Raw genomic sequence first — 22,307 nt, 5'->3', positions numbered from 1 at the left:
CCGCCCTGCAGAATGTTGAATGAAAAGGCGATTTGGCTTGGCGCTGACGGCGCTATGGGCCATCATCAATCCTTTGCCAGACGGGAGGTGCCATGTTTGTATTCGACGTGAGCGGACGGGCGGGGGCGCGGGCGCAGATCCGGGTGCAGGCACTGGATTGGGGCCAGAGCGGTCCCGTGACCTTCCAATGCGACAGCGACGCCCTGGCCCTGGTGCTGCTCACCGGCTGCCGCTGCGATGCGGTGGGCTATTTCGATCTGCTGGCCGGCTGCAAGCCGCTCTATGTGGAGCAGTGGCTCGCCTACCTGCAGGAGAGCGGTCACCTCGACAAGCAGAGTTGCCAGCTGGAGAGCCCCTCCCAGGAGGACTATCTGGCCCGGGCGGGACTGGATGACGAAGAGCTCAATGCCTTGCTGGGACAGGTCTACAAGGTGGCCGGCTTCAATCGTCTGCAGATCAACCGTTACCTCAAGAACCGCCACAACCCGACCATGCTGGCGACCCGTTACGATCAGAAGGAGCTGGAGCGCTACCGCCAGCTCAATGACATCATTCTGACCCTGCTGAAGTTGAAACGCTCTCCGTAAAAAGCGCCATCTGGCTCATCTCCGGTCCCAGCTCCTGGGGCCGTGCGATCAGATACCCCTGCAATCCGTCCACATACATGCCTTGCAGCATCTGCTTCTGCCCTATCTGCTCCACCCCTTCCGCTATCACCAGACTGCCCATGCGATGGGAGACGTCGACTATCATCCGCACGAATTGCTGGTTGGTGAGATCCTGCTCCAGCTCGGTGATGAGGGCGGGATCCAGCTTGATATAGTCGGGCTTGAGCTCACGAAACAGGCTGAAGGATCCTATGCCCTTGCCAAAGTTGCAGATGGCCGAGCGGCTGCCGTGGCGCCTGAGCAACTCGAACAGCCGCCTTGCCCCCGTCAGGTTGCGCTCCAGATGTTCCTCATCTATCTCGAACACCAGGTTGGCGCTGATGTCGGGGTCTTTTTGCAACTGGTGATCGAGCCAGATGAGGAAGGCGCTGTTTTGCAGCAAGCTGCCCGGCAGGTTGAGGCCCCAGCGGCTGCTGTGCCCACCGAAGGCCCGGTATTGGCGGATGACGTGGCGGATCACCATCTGCGCCAGGCGCAGCACCATGTCCAGACGTTGGGCCATGGCGTGCAGGGTATCGCTTGGCAGCGTGGTGCCGTCGCTGCTGCAAAAGCGGGGGTAGATCTCGTGATAGGTCAGCATGCCGCGATGGAGCGGCATGATGGGCTGGCAGGTGAAGCTGACGCTCTCCTGCTCCAGCAGATCGGTCAGCACCTGGGTCCAGTGACGCTGCCCCTGCAACTCGACCACCTCGTCACTCTGCTGGATGGCCCAGCCGTTGACCGCTTCCGTCTGGGCGCGGGCCAGTGCCAGATCGGCGCGGGCCAGGATGGCCTCTATCTTCTGCTCGCTGCTGAGCCGGGTCATGCCCGAGTAGGCGGCACTGTCCAGCTCGTGTTCGTGCTGATAGCGATCGAAGGCGAGTTTCAGATCTCGTCCCAGCAGGTGGGGCGGGATCTGGGCCAGCGGTGGCATCAGGACCGCGAAGTCGGCCCCCGAGATGCGATAGACCTGATGGCCGGGGAAGCGGCTCACCGTGTGGGTGATGAGGTTGGCGATGTCCCTGATGTAGGCATCCCCGGACTGGAAGCCACGCTGGGTGTTGAGCTTGCCAAGCTCGGTGGCGCGGATCAGCACCAGGATGGCGGTCTGGGTATTCTCCTGTTGCAGCAGCTCGGTGAGATCGCGCCTGAACGCATGGCGGTTGCGCAGGCCCGTCATCTCGTCCCGGGTCGCCTGATTGTGCAGCTCGCTTATCTGGCGATGTGCATCGAGTTCGGCTTCACTGAAGGAGGCAAGCAGCTGGCGTAGTGCCGTTTGTGCCTGCGGGCTCTCCAGCATGGCGGGATCCCGTTGTTGCAGCGCCAGCAGCCAGCGCTGCTCCTGCCTCGCCCGCTCCCCCTTGCGCACGCTGTGGGTGAGAAAGAGCAGCAGGGCGAAGCCGATGAGGGTGGTCATCAGGACCAGCAGCAGGGTGAGGGGGGAGGCGGGAGGTGCAAGCCAGAGCCCCTGCAGCAACAGCATGGGAATGCAGACCAGGGCGCTGACCAGCAGCAGATTTCCCTCGTGTTTATTCAACATCGTTTCATCCTTGATGATGCTCGTGATGTAGAAATTCTAACCAAGCCGCCGGCACAAAGCATGAGTACTCACGCAACTCCATGAAAAGGGCCGTCGGAAAGCAACTAAATGTGAGTGAAAACACTTTCACAGTTCGTGAAAAAAGCGAAGATGGGTTGAAAACAGCCCCAACAGAGCAGAGGTAAATATGTTGCTAGAACCCGTAGACACAGCCAAAGCCCGGCAACTATTGAATCAGAGTATGGCCTTGGTGCTCGCAGGGGGACGAGGCAGTCGCCTGAAGCAGTTGACCGACAATCGCGCCAAGCCTGCCGTCCATTTCGGCGGCAAGTTCCGCATCATCGATTTCGTGCTCTCCAACTGCATCAATTCCGGTATTCGCCGGGTGGGTGTGGTCACCCAGTACAAGTCCCACAGCCTGCTGCGCCACCTGCAGTCCGGTTGGTCCTTCCTGCGCTATCAGATGAACGAGTTCATCGATCTGCTGCCCGCCCAGCAACGGGTGGACGAGGTGCACTGGTATCGCGGCACCGCCGATGCCATCTATCAGAACGTCGACATCATTCGTGACTACGGCCCCAAATACATAGTGGTGCTGGCGGGGGATCACATCTACAAGATGGACTATGCCGCCATGCTGCTCGATCACGTGCGCCTCGGCGCCAAGGTGACGGTGGCTTGCATCGAGGTGCCGCGCGCGGAGGCGTCCGCCTTCGGGGTCATGGATATCGACGAGCAGCGCAAGATCCGCGCCTTCGTGGAGAAACCGGCCAACCCGCCCGCCATGCCGGGCAATGACAAGGTCTCCCTGGCCTCCATGGGGATCTACATCTTCGATGCGGAATACCTCTATCAGCTGCTGGAGGAGGACATCCACAACCTGGAGTCCAAGCATGACTTCGGCATGGATGTGATCCCGCGCATCGTGGGAGAGGGCAAGGCCTTTGCGCACCCCTTCACCATCTCCTGCGTCGGGGCCAAGGAGGGGCAAAAGCCTTACTGGCGCGACGTGGGGACCCTGGACTCCTTCTGGGAGGCGAACATGGACCTCGCCTCCGTGGTGCCCGAGCTCGACATCTATGACGAGAACTGGCCCATCTGGACCAGCCAGAACATGTCGCCCCCCGCCAAGTTCGTGCAGGACAGAAACGGTCAGCACGGCATGACCATCAACTCCATGTTCGCGGGCGGCTCCATCGTCAGCGGCTCCTTCGTGCTGAACTCGGTGCTCTTTACCAATGTGCGGGTGCACTCCTTCTGCACCCTGGATCAGGCGGTGATCTTCCCCGGGGTCGAGATAGGTGCCGGCTGCCGGCTGCGCCGGGTGGTGGTGGATAAAGGCTGTGTGTTGCCAGATGGCCTGGTGGTGGGGGAGAACGCCGACGAGGATGTTCGCCGCTTCTACCGCTCCGAGCAGGGCATAGTGTTGGTGACCAAGGAGATGCTGGCCAAGCTGGGGTGAGAACACATGCAGAAAACACAAAGGGAGCCGAAGAGGCTCCCTTTTTCATGTCGTCATCGCTGACTTATTCGCTGACGATGGCCTTGCCGGCCATCACCATGGCGGTGCCGTGCTTGCCACCGGCGGCGGTCACCTGGGGGACGCCGTCTTCGTCGGTGTCACCACCGGCACCCTCGATGACGTTCTCGCCGGAGTCGCCGACCCACTCGGCCATCTGCATGCCGCCGTTGACGGTGCCACGGAACCAGCTGACGTACTGCTGGGTCAGCTTGGCCAGCTCCAGCTCGGGCGCCTTCTCGGCCCCTTCGTTGCGCAGGTTCAGCATGGCGGAGCGCAGGGCGCCGGAGATGGCGGCCTGGGTCCAGGGGGTGTATTCACCCTGCTTGCCCGCCAGCCAGGTACCCGCCTTGGCATTGAAGTAGGCCTTGTCGGTGGCGATGAAGAGATCCCGTGCGGCAGTGCGGTACTTGGCATCCGAGGTGGCCAGGAAGGCGGCGGTCAGGCCACGGATGGCGGCAAATTGCGCCTCTATGGATTGACCGGCGTCCAGCGCTCCGCCCAGGGTCAGGCCGTCGTGGACCAGGCCGTTCTTGCCCACCAGCTTGCCGAGGATGAAGTCAGCCTGCTTGCGTACCAGCTCGAGCGCCTGTTGACCCTGCCGGGTCTTGAGGTTCAGCTCGCCATTGTCACCGGCGGCGTAGCCGACCGGCAGGGCATCCTGGGCGCGCTGGAAGATCTGCAGGGCAACCAGGGCGTAGGCGGCGTCGAAGGTGGTGACATGAGTGCCCTGCTTGCCCCCTTGCCAGCTGTCCACCAGGGTACCGGCCTTGGGCTCGAAGTGCAGGGCGGCCAGGTTTTTGAAGGTCAGGTTGGAGAGATTCAGCGCCAGGGAGAAGGCATCGCTGCCCGCCACCGCCTTGCCCAGATCATTGGCCTTGTTGGCGGCCGGCGCGGCGGCGAAGGGGGCGCCGTCAAACACGGCGTGGAAGGCCGGGTTCTGGTTGGTGTTGGCGCTGCGCTGATCGCTGAAGGCGTAGAACTCGGAGAGGGGCCACAGCAGCATCCAGGCATCGCGCAGCTGGGCGGAGCCGTCCACCACCTCCAGCTTGCCGATGGCACCGACGTCGTTCTTGCTGGTTTCGGTCACTTTCACCTGATGGGGGAAGTAGACGACCCCCTTGGCCGGATCGTACTGGGGGCTTACCTTGGCGCCGAGCTGCTTGCCGTCGAAGCCGAGCTGGTTCTGCAGTATGGCCAGCTTGTCGATGGACTGCTCGGTCAGCATCATGCCGTTGAAGCCGTCGGCGGCGGAGACGCCGAGCTTGTGCTTGCCATCCTGATCCATGGTGGCGGACGCGGCTTCTACCTCTTCATCGCTCTCGGCCACGTGCATGCCGCCGAGGAAGTCCTGGGACCACATCACCTCCTTGAGCAGGATGCCGCCCACGGCCGCCGGCACCAGCAGGTTGTCACTGCCGCTCCAGCGCAGGGTGGCGTAGTCGCGGAAGTAGGCCGGCACCTGGGTCTTGACCGATTTTTCCGTGCCCTTGGCGGTCTTGATGGTGAGCTGATCGCCGTTGACCGGGGATGCGTTCACCGCCTGGGCGAACTCCGGGTTGGCGGAGGCGTAGGGCAGGGAGAGGGGATACATGCCCTGGGGCACTTCATCGGCCGGGAAGCCGACCGCATCGGCCATGGCCAGCACCCGCTGGCCAAGGTCGGCCAGGGTGCCGCCACGGGCCAGGTTCTGCGGCCCGTTCACCAGATGCGGGCCCATGCCGGACTGGTAGTTGAGGGCGTACATCGCCTCTTCGGAGTACTCGTAGGATTCGATGCCGGCGGCGAAGTCGAAGGGGGTCGGTTCATCGGCACGGTTGGCGTCCAGCACGTCCAGATCCAGCCCCAGCGCTTCGGCCAGCGGCTCGCCGGAGAGTTCGAATTCGGTATAGGCCAACATGCTGGCGGCGGTGTTGAAGGTCTTGTCTTCCACCTTGACGGCAGCGTGCGCGGCGCTGCTGAGCAGTGCACAGGCGATCGCCTGCACCAGTACGGTCTTTCTCATGTCCTTTTCACCCATATGTTTGATTTTATTATGACGCTTCTCATGAATCTAAATGAGAATGGTGTGCATTATGAGGCAAGGGAGGGAACTTTAGAAGCGAAAAACCGCGCCCCGGTGTGCTGGGGAGAGGGGGGCGCGGCTACAGGGGTTACATCAGCTTGAAGGGGATCACCAGGCGACCCGGCTCCACCTTGAGGGCCTCGACCTTCTCCTTGATACGCGCCTCGTTCTTGCGGCTGCCATCGAGCCGATAGACGGGGGTCTGGGAGAGGAAGAGGGAGAGGGACTGGTTGAAGGTGGGCAGCAGCGGGGTGAGGGCGGCGCCCACGTCGGCCGGCTCTGTCTTGACCGAGATGAGTTCGAGATCGCGCAGGTAGATGGCGCCCTGCTCCGCCACATAGTCCGGGCGGGCACTGAGGGAGAGGCGGATCTTCATCTGCTGGCTGCCAAGGGGACTTGCGACCTGCAGATCACCGGCGGCATCCAGCTCGACCCGATCGGCGCGGGTGCGACCGATGCGACTCTCCATGTCGTCCAGGCGGATCTTGCTCGACATGATGCCGGGGATCCCCAGCTGTTTCTCGAAGGCGACTCGCTCCTTGAGGTACTGGTTTATCTCCCCCTCGCTGACGCTGTACTGGGTGAGAGAGCAGGCCGCCAGCAGCAGGGCGAAGGGGAGCAGAAGCAGGTGCTTTAACATGGGAAGGTTCCATCAAATGGGTGGCAACAACAGATGGCGCCATCTTAGGGGCAAAGCGGGTCGGCCGCCAGTAGGGCAGCCTGACCCCGTTTCTGTCGCATCCCCCATATGGGGATGGCAATCCGTGTTCATTCGAGTAGCGTTGTCATCCCCTGCGCCAGCAGGCCCGCCGCGGCGCCATAGTGCCAATATCCACAGACAGGCTCCTGTTTTACCGACTCAAAATCCCATTGACCCCGTGATTTCAAAGCGAGTATTTTACCGCCGCACAAAGTCAAAATGATAATCATTATCATTTTGAATCTTCTTTGAGGGTGTAACGTGAATACTCGAGTAATGGAAAATGGCGCACCTGCCGAGGCGGACACACCGCCAGACTTCTTGTTTACCTCAGGCCAGGGGAGCCTTGGTGCCTATGATCTGGGTCAACCCATAGCGACCCCTGCCGGTGACTGGCCCCTGCTGGCGCAGCAGATAACCCGGGCCCTCGATGCCGCCAGGGCCGCCGGCCAGGCCAACCCCTTGCTCATCGGTGCCTTCGCCTTCGATCCGGCGGAAGCCTCCTGTCTCTATGTGCCCGGCCGCTATGAGCGGGGGGAGCGTGCTGCGCCAAAAGAGCAGGCCACCGAGACCAACAGCGTCATTTCGGTGCAGAGCACCCCGGCTGCGGGTGAATTCAAGGCCTCGGTCAGTGCTGCGCTGGATGCGTTCGCCCAAGGCAAGCTCGCCAAGGTGGTGCTGTCACGCAAGCTCACCCTTACCCTGCACAAGCCCGCCGACCCCGAGCGGGTGCTGGCCCACCTGATGGCCCAGAATCCCCACGCCTTCCACTTCTCCCTGCCGCTCGGTCAGGGCCGCCGACTGCTTGGGGCCAGCCCCGAGCTGCTGCTGCGTGTCAGCGGGGGAGAGGTGTTCACCCACCCGCTGGCGGGTTCCGCCAGACGGGCGAGTGAGCCGGTGCAGGACGAGGCGGTGGCCCGGGATCTGCTGGCCTCTCGCAAGGATCAGCATGAACACAAGTTGGTGATCGACGAGATCCGCCGGGTGCTGACCCCTCATTGCCGCGAGCTGGCGATCCCCCAAAAACCCACCCTGATGAGCACGGACACCCTCTGGCATCTGGGCACCCCCATAGCGGGTCAGTTGCACGGCAGCGACGCCTCAGTGCTCTCCCTGGCCTGCCAGTTGCATCCCACTCCGGCCCTGTGCGGCTATCCCACCGATCTCGCCCGACAGTTCATTCGCGAGCAGGAGCCCTTCCGGCGCGCTCTGTTCAGCGGCATCGTCGGCTGGTGCGACAGCCAGGGCAACGGCGAGTGGGCCGTAGTGATCCGCTGCGGCGTGCTTGATGGCCATCAGGTGGAGCTGTTTGCCGGCGCCGGTATAGTCGCGGGTTCGGATCCCGCCATGGAGTGGGCCGAGACCGGCACCAAGCTGGGGACCATGCTAAAAGCCCTGGGCCTGGATTTGGAGGTAGCGCAATGAGCCAGCGTCAATATCTGGGCTGGCTGAGCGGGCAGCCGAATCTGAAAGCCCTGGGCCTGAGCCCGGAGGTGGCGCAATGAGCGAGACTCGACGTTTCCTGCCCTATACCCGCTGGCCTGAAGCGTTAGCGGAGTTGTACCGAGCCAAGGGCTATTGGCGCGGCGAGCCGCTGACCGCCATGCTGGCGCGCCAGTACGAACTGGCCCCCGAGGCCGAGGCCATTCTCTGCGGCGAGCGTCGCTTCAGCTATGGCGAGCTGGACGCTGCCTCGAGCCGGCTGGCCGCGAATCTGGCCCGCCACGGCCTGGGGGTGGGGGACACCGCGCTGGTGCAGCTCCCCAACGTGGCCGAGTTCTATCTGGTGTTCTTCGCCCTGCTCAAGGCCGGCATCGCGCCGGTCAACGCGCTCTTTAGCCACAATCGGCTGGAGCTTCTCTCTTATGCCGAGCAGATCACTCCCCGCCTCTTTATCGGCTCGCTGGCCCATCCGCTGTTTGCGAGCAAGTGTCGCGAGAGCGAGCTGCTGACAACCATCGGCGCCGAACTGGTGCTGCTGGATGGCGATGGGGGGGAGCTGGGGTTGACTCACTGGTTGGCGAAGCAGGGTGAGAGTGAGCCGGTGAAATGTAGCCCGACCCCGGCGGACGAGGTGGCCTTCTTCCAGCTCTCCGGCGGCAGCACCGGCACCCCCAAGCTCATCCCCCGCACCCACGACGACTACCTCTACAGCGTGCGCCGCAGCAATGAAATCTGTGAATTGGGGCCCCACACCCGCTATCTGTGCGCCCTGCCGGCACCCCACAACTTCCCCCTGAGCTCCCCGGGTGCCCTGGGAGTATTCGAGGCGGGCGGCACCGTGGTGCTCGCCCCCGATCCCAGCCCCATCAGCTGTTTCCCGCTGATCGCCCGCCACCGGGTCAATCTCACCTCGCTGGTGCCGCCGGCGGTCTCCCTCTGGCTGCAGGCAGCGGAAGCTGACTCCGCTGCGCGCACTCAGCTCGAGAGTCTCGACTTGCTGCAAGTGGGTGGCGCCAAGCTGGGGGAGGCTGTGGCCAGCAAGATAGGGCCGCTGCTCGGCTGCCGGCTGCAGCAGGTGTTCGGCATGGCGGAAGGGCTGGTCAACTACACCCGGCTGGACGACCCGGACGAGAAGGTGATCCACACCCAGGGCCGCCCCATGAGCCCGGACGACGAGGTACGCATCCTCGATGAGGCGGGCAACCCGGTTGCCCCCGGCGAGCCTGGCGCCCTGCACACCCGTGGCCCCTATACCTTCCGCGGCTACTACCAGAGCTCGGCCCACAACGCCCGGGTGTTCGATAGCGAGGGCTTCTACTGCTCCGGCGATCTGGTGGTACAGGATGCCGAGGGTTACCTCACCGTGGTGGGGCGGCAGAAGGATCAGATCAACAGAGGCGGCGAGAAGATCGCGGCGGAAGAGGTGGAAAACCAGCTGCTGCACCACCCGGCCATCACCCATGCGGCCCTGGTCTCCATGCCCGACAGCGCCATGGGGGAGAAGAGCTGCGCCTTTATCGTCAGCACGGATCCCGCCTTGAAGCCGCTGGCCTTGCGCAAGTTTCTGCGTGAGCGCGGGGTGGCGGACTTCAAGCTGCCCGACCGTTTCGAAACCCTGGACGCCCTGCCCATGACGGCGGTGGGCAAGATTGACAAGCAGGGGCTGCGGGCACGCATTGCGCACGCCATCGCCGCCAACCAGCCCCTGACAACAGCATAAAACTAAAAAGGAATCATGACGTTATGGCTATCCCAACCCTGAACAATTACGCCATGCCCAGCCAGTGGAAGGCCAACAAGGTCGACTGGACCCTGAGCCCCAAACGCGCCGCCCTGCTGATCCACGACATGCAGGAGTACTTCACCGCCTTCTACGGCGAGAACAGCCCACTGATCGCGGCCCTGACCGAGCGCCTGGCCGCCGTGCGCAAGCAGTGCAAGGCCCTCGGCATCCCGGTCTTCTACACCGCCCAGCCCAAGGATCAATCCCCCGAAGATCGCGCCCTGCTCAATGACATGTGGGGCCCGGGGCTCAACAAACGGCCCGAACAGCAGCAGGTGGTGGCCGCCCTGCGCCCGGAGCGGGACGACACCGTGCTGGTCAAGTGGCGCTACAGCGCCTTCCAGCGCTCCGAGCTCGAGCAGATGCTTGAAAGTCAGGGGCGGGATCAGCTGATCATCGGCGGCATTTACGGCCATATCGGCTGCATGATGACCGCCTGCGACGCCTTCATGCGCGACATCCAGCCCTTCTTCCTGGCGGACGGGGTGGCGGACTTCTCCCTGGCCGACCACCAGATGGCGCTCGACTACGTGGCGACCCGCTGCGGCAAGGTGATCCCCTGCGAGGAGGTGCTGGCCCTGGCCCCGGCTTCCGCTTCTGCCGCCCAGACCAATTCGTTGCCCACCAATCCGCTGCTGACGTACGAAGGGCTCAAGGCGCGGCTGCTGAGTCATATCGACGAGGAGGAAGGGGAGTTTGACCCCGACGAGAACCTCATCGACTACGGTCTGGATTCGGTGCGGATCATGGCCCTGCTCACCGAGTGGCGCGCCGCCGGGGTGGAGCTCGGCTTCGTGGACTTGGCCAAGCTGCCGACCCTCAACGGCTGGTGGCGCCTCATCGAGACCAGGCTGGCAGCCCAGGCGCTGGAGGTGACCCCATGAACCGCTTCCCCTTGACCATCCCCCAGCAGGGGCTCTGGTCCGGACATCTGCTCAATGACGACAAGGCGATGTTCAACACCGCCGAGTGCATCGCCTTCGACGGCAAGGTCGAGGCGGCCGTGCTGGCCGCAGCCCTCGCCAGGGCGGTGGGGGAGTGCGAGGCGCTCAAGGGCCACTTCGAAGACGATAAGGAGGCGGTCTGCTTCGTCTCGCACGAGCTGCCCCTGGCCTATGAAGAGGTCTCCCTCGAGCGCGATGACGAGACCCTGGCCCGTTCCTGGGCCTGGGCCGATCTGCGCCGCCCGTTCAAACTGACCGAAGAGGCTCCCTGCCGCTTCGCCCTGCTGCGCGGCCCCGGCCGCGATTATCTCTACAGCTGCGTGCACCACATCGCCCTCGATGGCTTTGGCACCACCTTGCTGTTCCAGCGCATCGCCGAGCTGTATGCAGAGGGGCTGGCCGGTGAGATGAACTCCCCATCCCCCTTTGGCTCTCTGGCTGAGGTGCTGGCCGAAGAGGCGAGCCGCGAGCTAAGCGGCAAGAACGCCGCCGCCCGCAGCTTCTGGCAGGAGCAATTGCAGGCCTGGCCCGAGGTGAAGTCCTTTGGCGAGACCCGCGCGCCCATCGCCGCCGAATTTATCCGCGAGAGCCGTCCGCTGCCGGCGGCGCTCTGGCAATCCCTGACCGGCTTTGCCGACGAACACAAGCTGGGCTGGCCCGATCTGCTGCTGGCCGGCCTCTCGGCACAGCTGTCGCTTTCGAGCGGCCAGCGCCAGACCCTGCTCGGCCTGATGATGATGAACCGCATCGGCTCGGCGTCGCTGACCGTGCCCTGCATGCAGATGAACATCACCCCCCTGGCTCTCGATCTTGGTGAGGAACTGGATCTGGCGGGCGCCGCCGGCGCCGTGGCCAAGGCCAAGCGCGGGGTGCGCAAACACCAGCACTACCGCTACGAACTGCTGCGCCGCGACCTTGGCCTGGTGGGGGGCGACAAGCGCCTGTTCGGCCCCCTGGTCAACATCATGCCCTTCGATCACGCCCGCCGCTTCGGGCCGCTCAGTGCCCATATTCTCAACATCAGCGCCGGCCCGGTGGAGGATCTCACCATCGAAGTGCAGGTCGGCGTCGATGGCCAGCCACGCCTGGATCTGGATGCCAACCCCGGCTGCTACCAGCAGGGAGATCTGGCGGCCATCGCCGATACCCTGTTTGCCCTGCTGGGACGCTGGCTGGCCGAGCCCGCCCAGACGCAAGGGACCCTCAAGGCCGACTGGCTGGCCGAGCAGCGAGCCAGGGCCCTGATCGCCGGCCCCGCCCATGAGGCTCTCCAGGTGCGGCCGGTGCTGGAAGCGCTCTGCCACTTCGCCGCCCAGACCCCGGACAAGGTAGCGCTGGAGCAGGGAGAGGCCCGCTTCAGCTACGAGGCGCTGCTGGCCAGAGCCGAACAGATGGCGGCCGCCCTGCAGGCCGAAGGCGTCGCCCCCGGCGACAAGGTGGGGGTCATGTTGGCCCGCTCTCCCCAGGCCATCTTCGCCCAGCTGGCTGTGCTGCTGGTGGGCGCCGTCTACGTGCCGCTCGATCCAGAGCAGCCGCTGGAGCGCCAGGGCCATATACTGCGCCTGGGCGAGGTCAATACCCTGATCACCCAGGCCGAGTATCGTCACAAGCTGGCCAGCCTGTTTGAGGGGCGCACCCTCCTGGCGGGGGATCTGGTGAGCGGCGATCGGCTCAACCAGCCGGCCGCCGGCCGCGCCGTCGCCTACCTGATGTTCACCTCGGGCTCCACCGGTCTGCCCAAGGGGGTGGCGGTCAGCCACGGCGCCCTGGATCACTTCGCCGCCGCCGCCCGCTGCCGTTATCACCTGGATGAAGACGCGCGGATGCTGCAATTCGCCCCCTTCAATTTTGATGCCAGCATCGAGGAGGTGTTCGCCACCTTGAGCGCCGGCGCCACCCTGGTGCTGCGCACCGACGCCCTGCTCGAATCCATGCCCGCCTTTGCGGCCGGGGTGGAGCAGATGGGGATCACCCACCTCGATCTGCCCACCGCGTTCTGGAACGAATGGGTGGTGGCGCTGACGGCGGGCCAGGCTCACATTCCTGCCAATCTGGCCACCGTCATCATCGGCGGCGAGGCGGTCTACCCCGAGCAGCTGGCCCAGTGGCAGCGCCAGGGCCGCTCCGATGTGCGCCTCTTCAACACCTACGGCCCCACCGAAACCACAGTGGTGGTGACCACCCAGGAGCTGCAGCAGGAAGACCCGAACCAGGCCCAGCTGCCCATCGGTCTGCCGCTGCCCGGCATGCAGGCGCTCATTCTGGGGGCAGGGGAACAGCCTGCCAGCGAGGGGGAGCTGGTGCTGCTCGGCCCACAGCTTGCCAACGGCTATGTGGGGGACGTGCAGGGGAGCTTTGAGACCCTTAGGGTCGGCGCCCAGGCGCTGCCCGTCTATCGCACAGGCGATCGGGTGCGGCTGTCGGCCGGCCGGCTGGTCTATCTGGGCCGGCGCGACAACGAATTCAAGATCAGCGGCTATCGCATCCAGCCCGGTGAGGTAGAGGCCCAGCTGCTGGCTCTGCCCGGGGTGGACGAGGCCTGCGTGCAGGGAGTGAGCATCGGCAGCGTACGCCGGCTGGTGGCCTTCGTGGCGGGGCCTGAGCGCGACAGCCGGGTCATCAAGGCGCAGCTTGCCAGGGTGCTGCCCGCCGCCATGATCCCCACCGATTATCGCCACTATGACCAGCTGCCCCGCACCGGCTCCAACAAGCTGAATCGCAAGGGGCTGCTGGCCGCATACCAGGCGGGTGGCGAGGTGTTGACTCTTGGCAGCGAGACCGAGAACCGGGTCGGCGCCATCTGGCAGCAGATCCTGGGGCTCGCCACCATGGCGCCCGCCGACAACTTCTTCGAACTGGGGGGCCAGTCCCTGCAGACCATCCAGATAGTGAACCGGCTCGGCGCCGAGTTTGGGGTGCAGGTCAAGGTCTCCGATGTGTTCGATCACCCGCGCCTCGACGACTTCTGCCGCTTCCTCGACGGCCTGCTTGCCGAGGACGAAGAGAGCGTGGAGATGGTCTGGTGATGGGCAAGATGACGAAGGAGCCGCAAAAAATGGCGTTTGATTTCACTGGCAAGCGGGTCTGGGTGACCGGAGCCGGGCGCGGCATCGGCCGCGAGGTGGCGATGCAGTTCGTGGCGGCCGGCGCCACCGTGGTGGGGCTGGATCTGGCGTTTCCCGAAGCCGACTACCCCTATACCACCCGGCTGCTCGATATCGGCGATTCTAAGGCGGTCAACGCCTGCTGCGCAGCGCTGCTGGCGGACGGCGGGCTCGATGTGCTGGTGAACGGGGCCGGGGTCTTGCGCCTCGGCCCCACCGACGCCCTGAGCGATGACGACTGGCACGACTGCATGACGGTCAACGCCAGCGGCGTCTTCTATCTGCTGCGGGCCCTGGCGCCCCACTTCAAGGGGCAGAGGCGCGGCGCCATCGTCACCATCGGCTCCAACGCCGCCCATGTGCCGCGCATGCAGATGGCGGCCTATTGCGCCTCCAAGGCGGCGGTCACCAGCCTGACCCAGACGGTGGGGCTGGAGCTGGCCCCCTTCGGCGTGCGCGCCAACCTGGTGTCGCCGGGCTCGACGGATACCCCCATGCTGCGGGGCATGCTGCCAAGCGAGGAGGCCATGGCCCGCACCATTGCCGGGTTGCCGGAGCAGTTCAAGCTCGGCATCCCCCTGCGCAAGGTAGCCACCCCGGCGGAGATCGCCCATACCGTCCTCTTCCTGGCCTCGGATCTGGCCAGCCACATCACGCTGCAGGATCTGGTCGTCGACGGCGGCGCCACCCTGAGTGCCTGAGGCTTGATAAACAGATGAACAATATGATTTTGCTGTTGAAACAGCTGGAACGGCAGGGCGTCAAGCTGGCCCTCAACGAGAAAGGGCAGCTGATTTCTCAGTCGAGCAAGGAGGCGGTGACGCCGGTCATCGGCGCCACCATCAAGGCCCATAAGGATGAGCTGGTGCGCTGCCTGGCGGCCCGCGCCGCCTTCGAGGCGCCCATCGCCTCCGAGGGGGCCTTGCAGGGGCCGCTCTCGTCCTCCCAGAGCGGGCTCTGGTTTATCGAGCAGTACGAGGAGGCCTCCCACCTCTACAATATGCCGGTCTATTTTCGCGTTAAGGGAGAGCTGGACACGGCGGCGCTGGAGTTTGCCTTCGACCACCTGTTTGCCCGCCACCCCAGCATGCGTACCCGCTTCATCAAGGACGAAGCGGGCAGGGGGGCGCAGGAGATCCTGCCTCATGCGCCCTTCACGCTGCATATCGAGGACGTGAGCGAGCAGCCCGCAGGCGAGCGCGAGGCCTATGTGACCCGCCGGGTGCGCGAGGAGATAGGGCGCCCCTTCTCCCTGACCCGGGGGGATCTCAGCCGGGTGCACCTAATACGGCTGGGCAGCCGCGAGCACGTGCTGCTGATCACCCAGCACCACATCATCTCCGACGGCTGGTCGGTCAAGAACATGTTCGCGGATCTCAAGCGCGCCTTTCTTGCCCATCAGAACCGCGAGCCCCTGCAGGTGAGCGAACTGCCGCTCACCTACATCGACTATGCCCGCTGGTTCAATTCGGACCGTTTTCTCGATTATCACGCCGAGTTCAAGCCGTTCTGGGTCGACCGGCTCGGTGGCAGCCCCGAGGTGCACGGTCTGCCGCTCGACAAGCCGCGCCCGGCCCATCAGGACAGCGGCGGCGAGCTGGTCTTCTCCACCATAGACAATGCCCTGTGGGAGAGCTTCAAGCGCCTCTGTCAGCGCCACAGCACCTCCAACTTCATCGGTCTGCACGCCCTGTTTGCCCTGCTGATGGTGCGCCAGAGCGGCGAGAAGGAGGTGGTGATCGGCACCCCGCTCGCCTATCGCGAGCGCCACGAAATCGAGTCCCTGGTGGGCTTTTTCGTCAATACCCTGGTGCTGAGAACCCAGCTGACAGGGCGGCCCAGCTTTGTCGACTATCTGCAGCAGTGCCGGGAGGAGGATCTGGCGGCCTTCGATCACCAGCTCTACCGCTTCGAGGCGCTGGCCGAGGCCATCGGCGCCGATCGCACCACCGCCATCAACCCCATCTTCCAGATCATGCTGGTCTATCAGGCCAAGGTGGACTTCAACGATCTCATCCCCGGCTGCCAGCTGGTGGAGGAGACCTCGCCTGTGCTGCCGGCCAAGACCGACATCTCGGTCAAGGTGACCGAGCTGATGGACTGCGTCAGGGTGGACTGGCTGTTTGCCACCGCCCTGTTCAAGCGAGAGACCATCCAGGCTTATGCCGATCGTCTTCTGCACCTGATGCGCGCCGTGGTGGCGGCCCCCGAGACCGACATCTGGCAACTGCCGCTGGAGGCGGGCACCGACCAGGCCGCGCTCGCCGCCGAGCTTGCCGACCTGCCGCCGGACTACCCGAGTCGCGACACCCTGCTCTGTCATATCGAGCGGCGGGCCACGCAGTTGCCGGACGCGCTGGCGGTGAGCGACGGTGCGCAATCGTTGACCTATGGCGAGCTGGAGGTGCGTGCCAACCGGCTGGCCCACTGGCTGGTGGCCCAGGGCGTCACCCCGGGCGCCGCCATCGGCATCCAGGCGAGACGCGATGTCGCCTTCGTCATTGCCCTGCTCGCCTGCTGGAAGGCGGGGGCGGCCTATGTGCCCCTCGACCCTGCCTATCCTGCCGAGCGGCTGGCCCATATCCTGAGCGACGCCAGTATTGCGCTGGTGCTCGGGGGAGAGCCGGATGCCCGGCTTGCCGAGGCCATCAAGGGCACAGATGCCGGTTACCACAACCTGCACCAGCTGGCGCTGGATAAGATGCCAACCAGCACGCCCGCACTGCCTCGGGACGCCGCCATGCTGGCCCAGATCATCTACACCTCCGGCAGCACCGGCTTGCCCAAGGGGGTCATGGTGGAGCAGGGCAGCCTGGTCAACCTGATGGCGGATCACGGCGAGCGCATCGCCCTTGATCAGAATGGTGCCATGTTCAACTGCATGTCCCTCTCGTTTGATGCGGGCAACATGACCAGCTTGCTGCCGCTCTACTGCGGCGCGGCCCTGCACTTCGGCGAGCCAGGCGAAGGGGTGATCGGTGCCGCGATCGCTTGCGGTGCCAGCCATATGATCCTGCCCACGGCGCTGTTGGCAAATCTATTGCCAGCGGCGGATCTCGGTTCCCTCAAGGCCATCGGTTTTGGCGGTGAGGCGTGCCCGAGCAGCCTGGTGGAACGCTGGGGGGGGCGGGTAGCACTCTTTAACATGTACGGCCCGACCGAGTGCACAGTCACGGCGCTCTGCGCGCGGCTCGTGCCGGGTCAGCCCATCACCATAGGCCAGCCCATCAGCAATTTAAAAGCGCTGATCCTGGACGAAGGGGGCAACCTCTGCCCGGTGGGGGTGCCCGGCGAGCTCTGCCTGGCGGGGCTGGGGCTGGCCCGCGGCTACCTCAATCTGCCAGAGCGCACCCAGGAGGCCTTTATCGAGCTGGCCTTTGATGCAACGAATGAGGAACGTACCCATCGCCTCTATCGCACCGGCGATCGGGCCCTCAGGCGCCGCGATGGCAACATCCAGTATCTGGGCCGGATAGACGAGCAGATCAAGCTGCGCGGCTATCGCATCGAGCCGGGGGAGATAGAGACCCAGATTGCCTCGCTGTGCCCGGCGATGCGCCAGATCAAGGTGGTGGTGCAGGAGGGGCGCCTGCTGGCGTACGCCTGTCTGCAGGCGGGGGAAAACGAGCCCGACGGCGATGCCCTGCTGCAGCGGGCCGGCGAGTGCTTGCCCGAATACATGGTGCCGGCACGCCTCTGCTGGCTGCCCGAGATGCCCCTCACCCCCAACGGCAAGCTGGACTTGCGCCGTCTGCCCGCCATCGTCTGGCAGCAGAGCAAGGGCGAGCCGCAAAACGAACTGGAGCAGACCGTACTCGCCATCTGGCAAGGGGTGCTTAAACAACCGCTCGGGGTGGAGGATGATTTCTTCCGTCTGGGGGGTGACTCCATCCTCAGCATCCAGCTCACCACCAGGCTGCGGGATGCGGGGCTGCACTGCAGCGTGAAGGACGTGTTCGAAGCCAAGACGGTGCGCCGCCTCTGCCGCCAGCTCGGCCAGCAGCAGGCGGTCAATCACAGGAGCGAGCAGGGCAGCCTGACCGGCGAGTTCCCGCTTCACCCCATTCAGCACTGGTTCTTCGAGCAAGGCTTTGCCAAGTCCGGTCACTGGAACCAGGGGGTGATACTGCGCCTGCCGGCCGGGGTGGAAGACGAGGCCCTGCGCGGCTGGCTGGATGCCCTGCGCCAGCACCACGATGCCCTGCGCCTGGCGGTGACCCCGACCGGCCAGCGCTACCTGGCCGAGCTGCCATTGCCGCCGCTGCCGACCCTGGATGCCGGCAGCCTGGATGAGGCCGAGCTGCAGGCCCGACTGAGCGAGCTGCAGGGAGATCTCGATCCTGCCTGTGGCCATACCCTGGCCTGGGCCCGCCTGCACAATTTGACGGTGGACGGGGAGACGGTGGAGGGGCTCTTCCTCGCCTTCCACCACCTGGTCATCGATGCCGTCTCCTGGCGCATTCTGGCCGAGGATCTCGCTCGGGTGAGCAGGGGCGAGCCGCTGCCCGCCAAGGGCAGCAGCTATCGCCAGTGGGGCGAGGGGCTCGCGGCCTACGCCAAACGGGAAGAGGAGCAGATGGGCTTCTGGCTGGCTCAGGGGGAGGGCTGCGAGTCAGGCTTGCTCTCGGCGCAACGTGCCGCCGATGGTCGCGCCGCCGCCAGCCTGCTGCAACTGAGTCAGGAGACCACGGCTCGTCTTATCGACACCGCCAACCAGGCCTACTTCACCCGGGTGCCCGATCTGCTGCTGGCGGCACTGACCCGTACCCTGAGCGAGCAGGGTTACGGCAGCCGTCACTGCGTGATGCTGGAAGGGCACGGCCGCGAGGCCATCGATGCTGAACTCGACGTGAGCCGTACCCTGGGCTGGTTCACCAGCACCTACCCGCTGGCGCTGGCGGATGCCGGGGCCTGGGATGCGCTGGTGTGCGCCACCAAGGAGCAGCTGCGCGCCGTGCCGGACAAGGGGGTGGGCTTCAACGCCCTGCGGCTGCACCACCCACGTGGCTGGGCACTGCCCGAAGCTCTGGTGGTCTTCAATTACCTGGGGGTCAGCCATCAGGGCGAGGCCGCTCAAGCCTGGCAGCCCCTGCCGCTGGCGCCGGGGGCACCCACGTCCCCTGACAACCTGCCGCGGGAGCTGATCAGCCTGCACGGGGGCGTCTATGATGGCCGCCTCACCCTGCGCCAGGTGGGCGCCCTCAACCAGCAGGCGAGCGACGCCCTGATGGCGCGGCTGGCGGACAACCTGACGGCGCTGGTGGAGCACTGCTGCACCCGGGCGGCCCCGCGCCACACCCCGAGCGACTTCCCGGGGCTTGGCCTCTCGCAAGCTGCGCTCGATCGGGTGCTGAACGGGCGCGAGGTGGAGACCCTGCTGCCCATGACCTCGCTTCAGCAGAGCATGCTCCATCACAGGGCGTTGGTGCCCGGTGACACGGCTTATCACCTGCAGACCGAGATCGAGTACTACCAGCCGCTGGACGTGGCGGTCTACCGTCAGGCCTGGCAGGGGCAGATCGCCCGCTGGCCGGCCCTTCGCAGCGAACTGGTGCTGGCGGACGGAGTCGCGCTGCAGCGCATCATGAAGCGTGCCGAGCTGCCGTTCCACTATGAGGACTTATCCGAGGTGGGAAATGCGGTGGGAGAGGCAGAGGCACGGATCCAGGCCTATCGCCAGCAGGATCTGGCCCGCCCGATCCCGCTCGAGCAGGCACCTCTGCTGCGCCTTGCCTGCTTCAAACTGGCCCCCGATCACCACAAGGTTATCTTCAGCGCCCATCACTGTGTGCTGGATGGCTGGAGCGGCCCGGTGTTGCTGGGGGCGCTGCATCGCGGCTATCAGGCGTTGATGAACGGCCTGTTGCCGCAGGGCGAGCCGGATACCGCCTGGCTCGAATTTGGCCGCCATATCGTGAGCCAGAACCGCAGCGCCGAGGCTTACTGGCAGGGGCGGGAGGAGCTGCTAACAAAGCCTAACGATCTCGCCTGCCTGTTCGGGGTGACGCTGGACGCGGGCTCAAGCGGGCGCCATACCCAGCATCGGCCTGCGGTGTGCGGCCAGCCTCTGGCACCGGCGCTGTCGCGCCAGCTGGAGAGCCGTGCCCGCGATCTTGGCGTGACAGCGGGCCTGTTGGCTCAATATGCCTGGCATCGTCTGCTGGCGCGCCGCTCGGGCGATGCCGTCACCCTGGTGGGGAACGTGACCCCGGGCCGTGACTACCCCATCGAGGGGATCACCCAGAGCGTCGGCCTCTACATCAACAGCCTGCCGTTGGCGTTGGCGTGGCGCACCGAGCTGAGCCTGGCCGAGCATATCGCCCGGTTGCAGACCGACCTGATGGCCCTCAACGAGCACGGCACCCAGTCGCTGGCGGCGCTGACGAAAGGCCGGGCGCGTCTGTTCCAGAGCCTGTTCGTGTTCGAGAACTACCCCATGCCGGCGGCCCCTGCCGCCCCCGAGCCCCACCAGCTGGTGCCGCGCTTTGGCGCCGTGGTGGAGAAGGTGGAGCTGCCGCTCTCCCTGGTGGTCAATGCCCGTGGCGGCCAGCTCAACCTGCGTCTCGAGTTCGATGGGGATCAGATCCCCATGGCGAAGGCCGAGGCCGTGCTGGCCGACTGGATAAGAGAGCTGGAATGGCTGGCGCAGGCGAATCTGGCGCAATCGGCCAGACCCGAGGCGCCGAGTCTGACGACAGAGGTGGCCGCGCCCGCCGCAGGGGCTGAGCCCTGCCTGGCTGATATCCCTGTGGCGGCCCGCTCCCTGGTGGATCTGTGGCAGCGTCATGGCGGCGTGCCAGGGGTCTGGCAGCAGAGCCTGCAGGATCTTGGGGTGGACTCGGTGCAGCAGCTCGCCCTGCTGGCGGCCCTCAATGAGGCCTTTGCCGATGGGCGGGTCCCCCTCACCCTGGGGGATCTCAAGAGATATGGCTCCCCCAGCCGGCTGTTCAACCATTGGCTGGTGCGCCAGCCCGAGGAGGTGCTATGACGATGGCGATAGGCTCAGGCAAGGGGGCGGGCGCCGGGGCCAGGGAGCACTCCCTCGGCTCTCGGCTGGCGGCTTGCCTCGTCGCCACCCCGCTGGCCCCCGCCCTTCGCCTGGGCGTGGGCATGAGTGTGGAAATGGCAGAGACCCGTGACGGTGAAACCGCAGGGCAGTGGCTCAGCTACGGTGCGCTCAATGGGCGGGTCGAGCACGTCGCCGCCCGCCTGCAGGGGCTGGCGGTGGGGGAGCGGGTCGGCCTCTATCTCTCCCGCAGCCCGGATCTGGTGGCCAGCCTGCTGGCCTGCCTGCGGCTCGGCCTCTGCTTCGTGCCGCTCGAACCTGACTTTCCCCTGGCGCGGCTGCAGGGGATAGCCCGCCAGGCCAGGCTCTCGGCGGTGATCTGCGATGAGGAGGCGGGGACCCCGGATTTCGGTTGCCCCCTGCGCCCCCTCAAGGGGCCGGCCCCCGGCGGGGCTCTCTCCTGGCCCAGGGTGGATGACGCCCTGGCCGCCTACATGATGTTCACCTCGGGCTCCACCGGCGAGCCCAAGGGGGTGGTCATCAGCCGCCGGGCCCTGCTCTGCTTCCTCGACGGGATCCGCGAGCGGCTCGGGCTATCACCCAACTGCCATTGGCTCTTTATCACCACCCCGGCCTTCGACATCTCCTTGCTGGAGATGCTGGGGCCGCTCTGGGGCGGTGGTCGGCTGACGGTGGCCGGCGGCGAGCACAACAAGGATCCCCTGGGGATGCTGGCCCTGCTGGCGGCAGATCCTTCCATCAACTGGCTGCAGGCCACCCCGGCCTGCTGGCGCATACTGCTCAAGGCTGGCTGGCAGGGGCGCAATACCCTCACCGCCCTGTGCGGCGGCGAGGCGCTGGATATGGGATTGGCCGAGCAGCTTTGTGCCCGCACCCGGCGGTTGTGGAACTGCTACGGGCCCACCGAGGCCACCGTCTGGTCTCTGGTGAGCGAGGTGCGCTTGCCACCGGCAGGGGGGCAGATCACCATAGGCCACAGCCTGCCCGGCTATCGCCACTGGGTGCTGGACGAGGCGGGGCAGCCGGTGGCCGAGGGGGAGTGCGGTGAGCTCTGCATCGAGAGCCCGGCCCTGTGCGAGGGGTACTGGCGCAAGCCTGCCCTGACGGCGACCGCCTTCCTGCGCCTGGAGAGCCATCGCCTCTATCGCACCGGCGATCGGGTGCGACTGCTTGGGGCGGACAGCTTCCTCTACCTGGGGCGGCGGGACGATCAAGTCAAGCTGCGGGGCTTTCGCATCGAACTCGGGGAGGTGGAGGCGGGCCTGCGCCGTCAACCCGGGGTGCAGGAGGCGGCGGTGCGCCTGGTGGGCGAGGGGGACGAGGCCATGCTGGTGGGCTATGTGGAGGCGAAAAGCGGGGTGACCCTCAACCGGCTGGCCCTGCGCAAGGGGCTGCAGGCCACGCTCCCTCACTACATGGTCCCGGCGCGACTTATCCTGCTGGATGCCCTGCCCAAGACCGGCAGCGGCAAACTGGATAGAAAGGCGCTGCCTCTGCCGGAGTAGGCGTCCTGCCGAGCCATGGATAACAAGAAG

Annotated in this window: 13 protein-coding genes; 9 read left to right on the top strand and 4 right to left on the bottom strand. The window is 65.6% G+C overall.

The features are described 5' to 3' along the window. Window positions 1-92: 92 nt before the first annotated feature. Window positions 93-587, top strand: coding sequence for a hypothetical protein (locus ACB030_RS02405; protein WP_371157737.1), 495 nt, complete (start codon window positions 93-95; stop codon window positions 585-587). Here ACB030_RS02405 and ACB030_RS02400 read toward each other — a convergent pair. Further along, window positions 550-2,187: an EAL domain-containing protein gene (locus tag ACB030_RS02400; protein ID WP_371157735.1), complete on the bottom strand. Its 1,638-nt coding sequence runs from the start codon at window positions 2,185-2,187 to the stop codon at window positions 550-552. The genes ACB030_RS02405 and ACB030_RS02400 overlap by 38 nt on opposite strands. Window positions 2,188-2,374: 187 nt before the next feature. Here ACB030_RS02400 and glgC point away from each other — a divergent pair, with 187 nt between their 5' ends. After that, window positions 2,375-3,649 (top strand): glucose-1-phosphate adenylyltransferase, encoded by a 1,275-nt coding sequence (glgC, locus tag ACB030_RS02395; RefSeq protein WP_205641547.1) that lies wholly within the window; start codon window positions 2,375-2,377, stop codon window positions 3,647-3,649. Window positions 3,650-3,713: 64 nt separating this feature from the next. Here glgC and ACB030_RS02390 read toward each other — a convergent pair whose 3' ends face one another. From ACB030_RS02390 to ACB030_RS02380, 3 genes are all read right to left on the bottom strand, one after another. Further along, on the bottom strand, window positions 3,714-5,711 hold the full coding sequence (locus tag ACB030_RS02390; protein ID WP_371157733.1) for a hypothetical protein: 1,998 nt from the start codon (window positions 5,709-5,711) through the stop codon (window positions 3,714-3,716). A 148-nt stretch (window positions 5,712-5,859) separates the two neighbouring features. Further along, complete coding sequence (locus ACB030_RS02385; protein WP_205641549.1) at window positions 5,860-6,411, bottom strand: lipoprotein; 552 nt, start codon at window positions 6,409-6,411, stop codon at window positions 5,860-5,862. Window positions 6,412-6,539: 128 nt separating this feature from the next. Next, the gene (locus ACB030_RS02380; RefSeq protein WP_371157731.1) at window positions 6,540-6,707 is read right to left on the bottom strand and encodes a hypothetical protein; all 168 of its coding nucleotides are present in this window, start codon (window positions 6,705-6,707) and stop codon (window positions 6,540-6,542) included. A 25-nt stretch (window positions 6,708-6,732) separates the two neighbouring features. Here ACB030_RS02380 and ACB030_RS02375 point away from each other — a divergent pair, with 25 nt between their 5' ends. From ACB030_RS02375 to ACB030_RS02345, 7 genes are all read left to right on the top strand, one after another. Further along, window positions 6,733-7,896 (top strand): isochorismate synthase MenF, encoded by a 1,164-nt coding sequence (locus ACB030_RS02375; protein WP_371157729.1) that lies wholly within the window; start codon window positions 6,733-6,735, stop codon window positions 7,894-7,896. Window positions 7,897-7,972: 76 nt separating this feature from the next. Further along, complete coding sequence (amoE, locus tag ACB030_RS02370) at window positions 7,973-9,634, top strand: amonabactin biosynthesis (2,3-dihydroxybenzoyl)adenylate synthase AmoE (RefSeq protein ID WP_371157727.1); 1,662 nt, start codon at window positions 7,973-7,975, stop codon at window positions 9,632-9,634. A gap of 23 nt (window positions 9,635-9,657) precedes the next feature. Next, complete coding sequence (gene amoB / locus ACB030_RS02365; RefSeq protein WP_371157725.1) at window positions 9,658-10,581, top strand: amonabactin biosynthesis bifunctional protein AmoB; 924 nt, start codon at window positions 9,658-9,660, stop codon at window positions 10,579-10,581. Further along, window positions 10,578-13,667 carry an amonabactin biosynthesis non-ribosomal peptide synthetase AmoF gene (amoF, locus tag ACB030_RS02360; protein WP_371157723.1) on the top strand — a complete coding sequence of 1,030 codons (3,090 nt, stop codon included), beginning with the start codon at window positions 10,578-10,580 and terminating at the stop codon, window positions 13,665-13,667. The genes amoB and amoF overlap by 4 nt, the downstream gene beginning before the upstream one ends. A 29-nt stretch (window positions 13,668-13,696) precedes the next feature. Continuing rightward, window positions 13,697-14,446 (top strand): amonabactin biosynthesis protein AmoA, encoded by a 750-nt coding sequence (amoA, locus tag ACB030_RS02355; protein WP_371157721.1) that lies wholly within the window; start codon window positions 13,697-13,699, stop codon window positions 14,444-14,446. Window positions 14,447-14,460: 14 nt separating this feature from the next. After that, on the top strand, window positions 14,461-20,733 hold the full coding sequence (gene amoG / locus ACB030_RS02350) for an amonabactin biosynthesis non-ribosomal peptide synthetase AmoG (protein ID WP_371157719.1): 6,273 nt from the start codon (window positions 14,461-14,463) through the stop codon (window positions 20,731-20,733). Continuing rightward, window positions 20,730-22,277 carry an amino acid adenylation domain-containing protein gene (locus ACB030_RS02345; protein ID WP_371157717.1) on the top strand — a complete coding sequence of 516 codons (1,548 nt, stop codon included), beginning with the start codon at window positions 20,730-20,732 and terminating at the stop codon, window positions 22,275-22,277. The genes amoG and ACB030_RS02345 overlap by 4 nt, the downstream gene beginning before the upstream one ends. Window positions 22,278-22,307 lie beyond the last annotated feature (30 nt).

The sequence above is a fragment of the Aeromonas sp. S16(2024) genome (assembly GCF_041403065.1).
Classification (GTDB): domain Bacteria; phylum Pseudomonadota; class Gammaproteobacteria; order Enterobacterales; family Aeromonadaceae; genus Aeromonas.
This window is presented reverse-complemented; position numbering and strand designations above follow the sequence as displayed.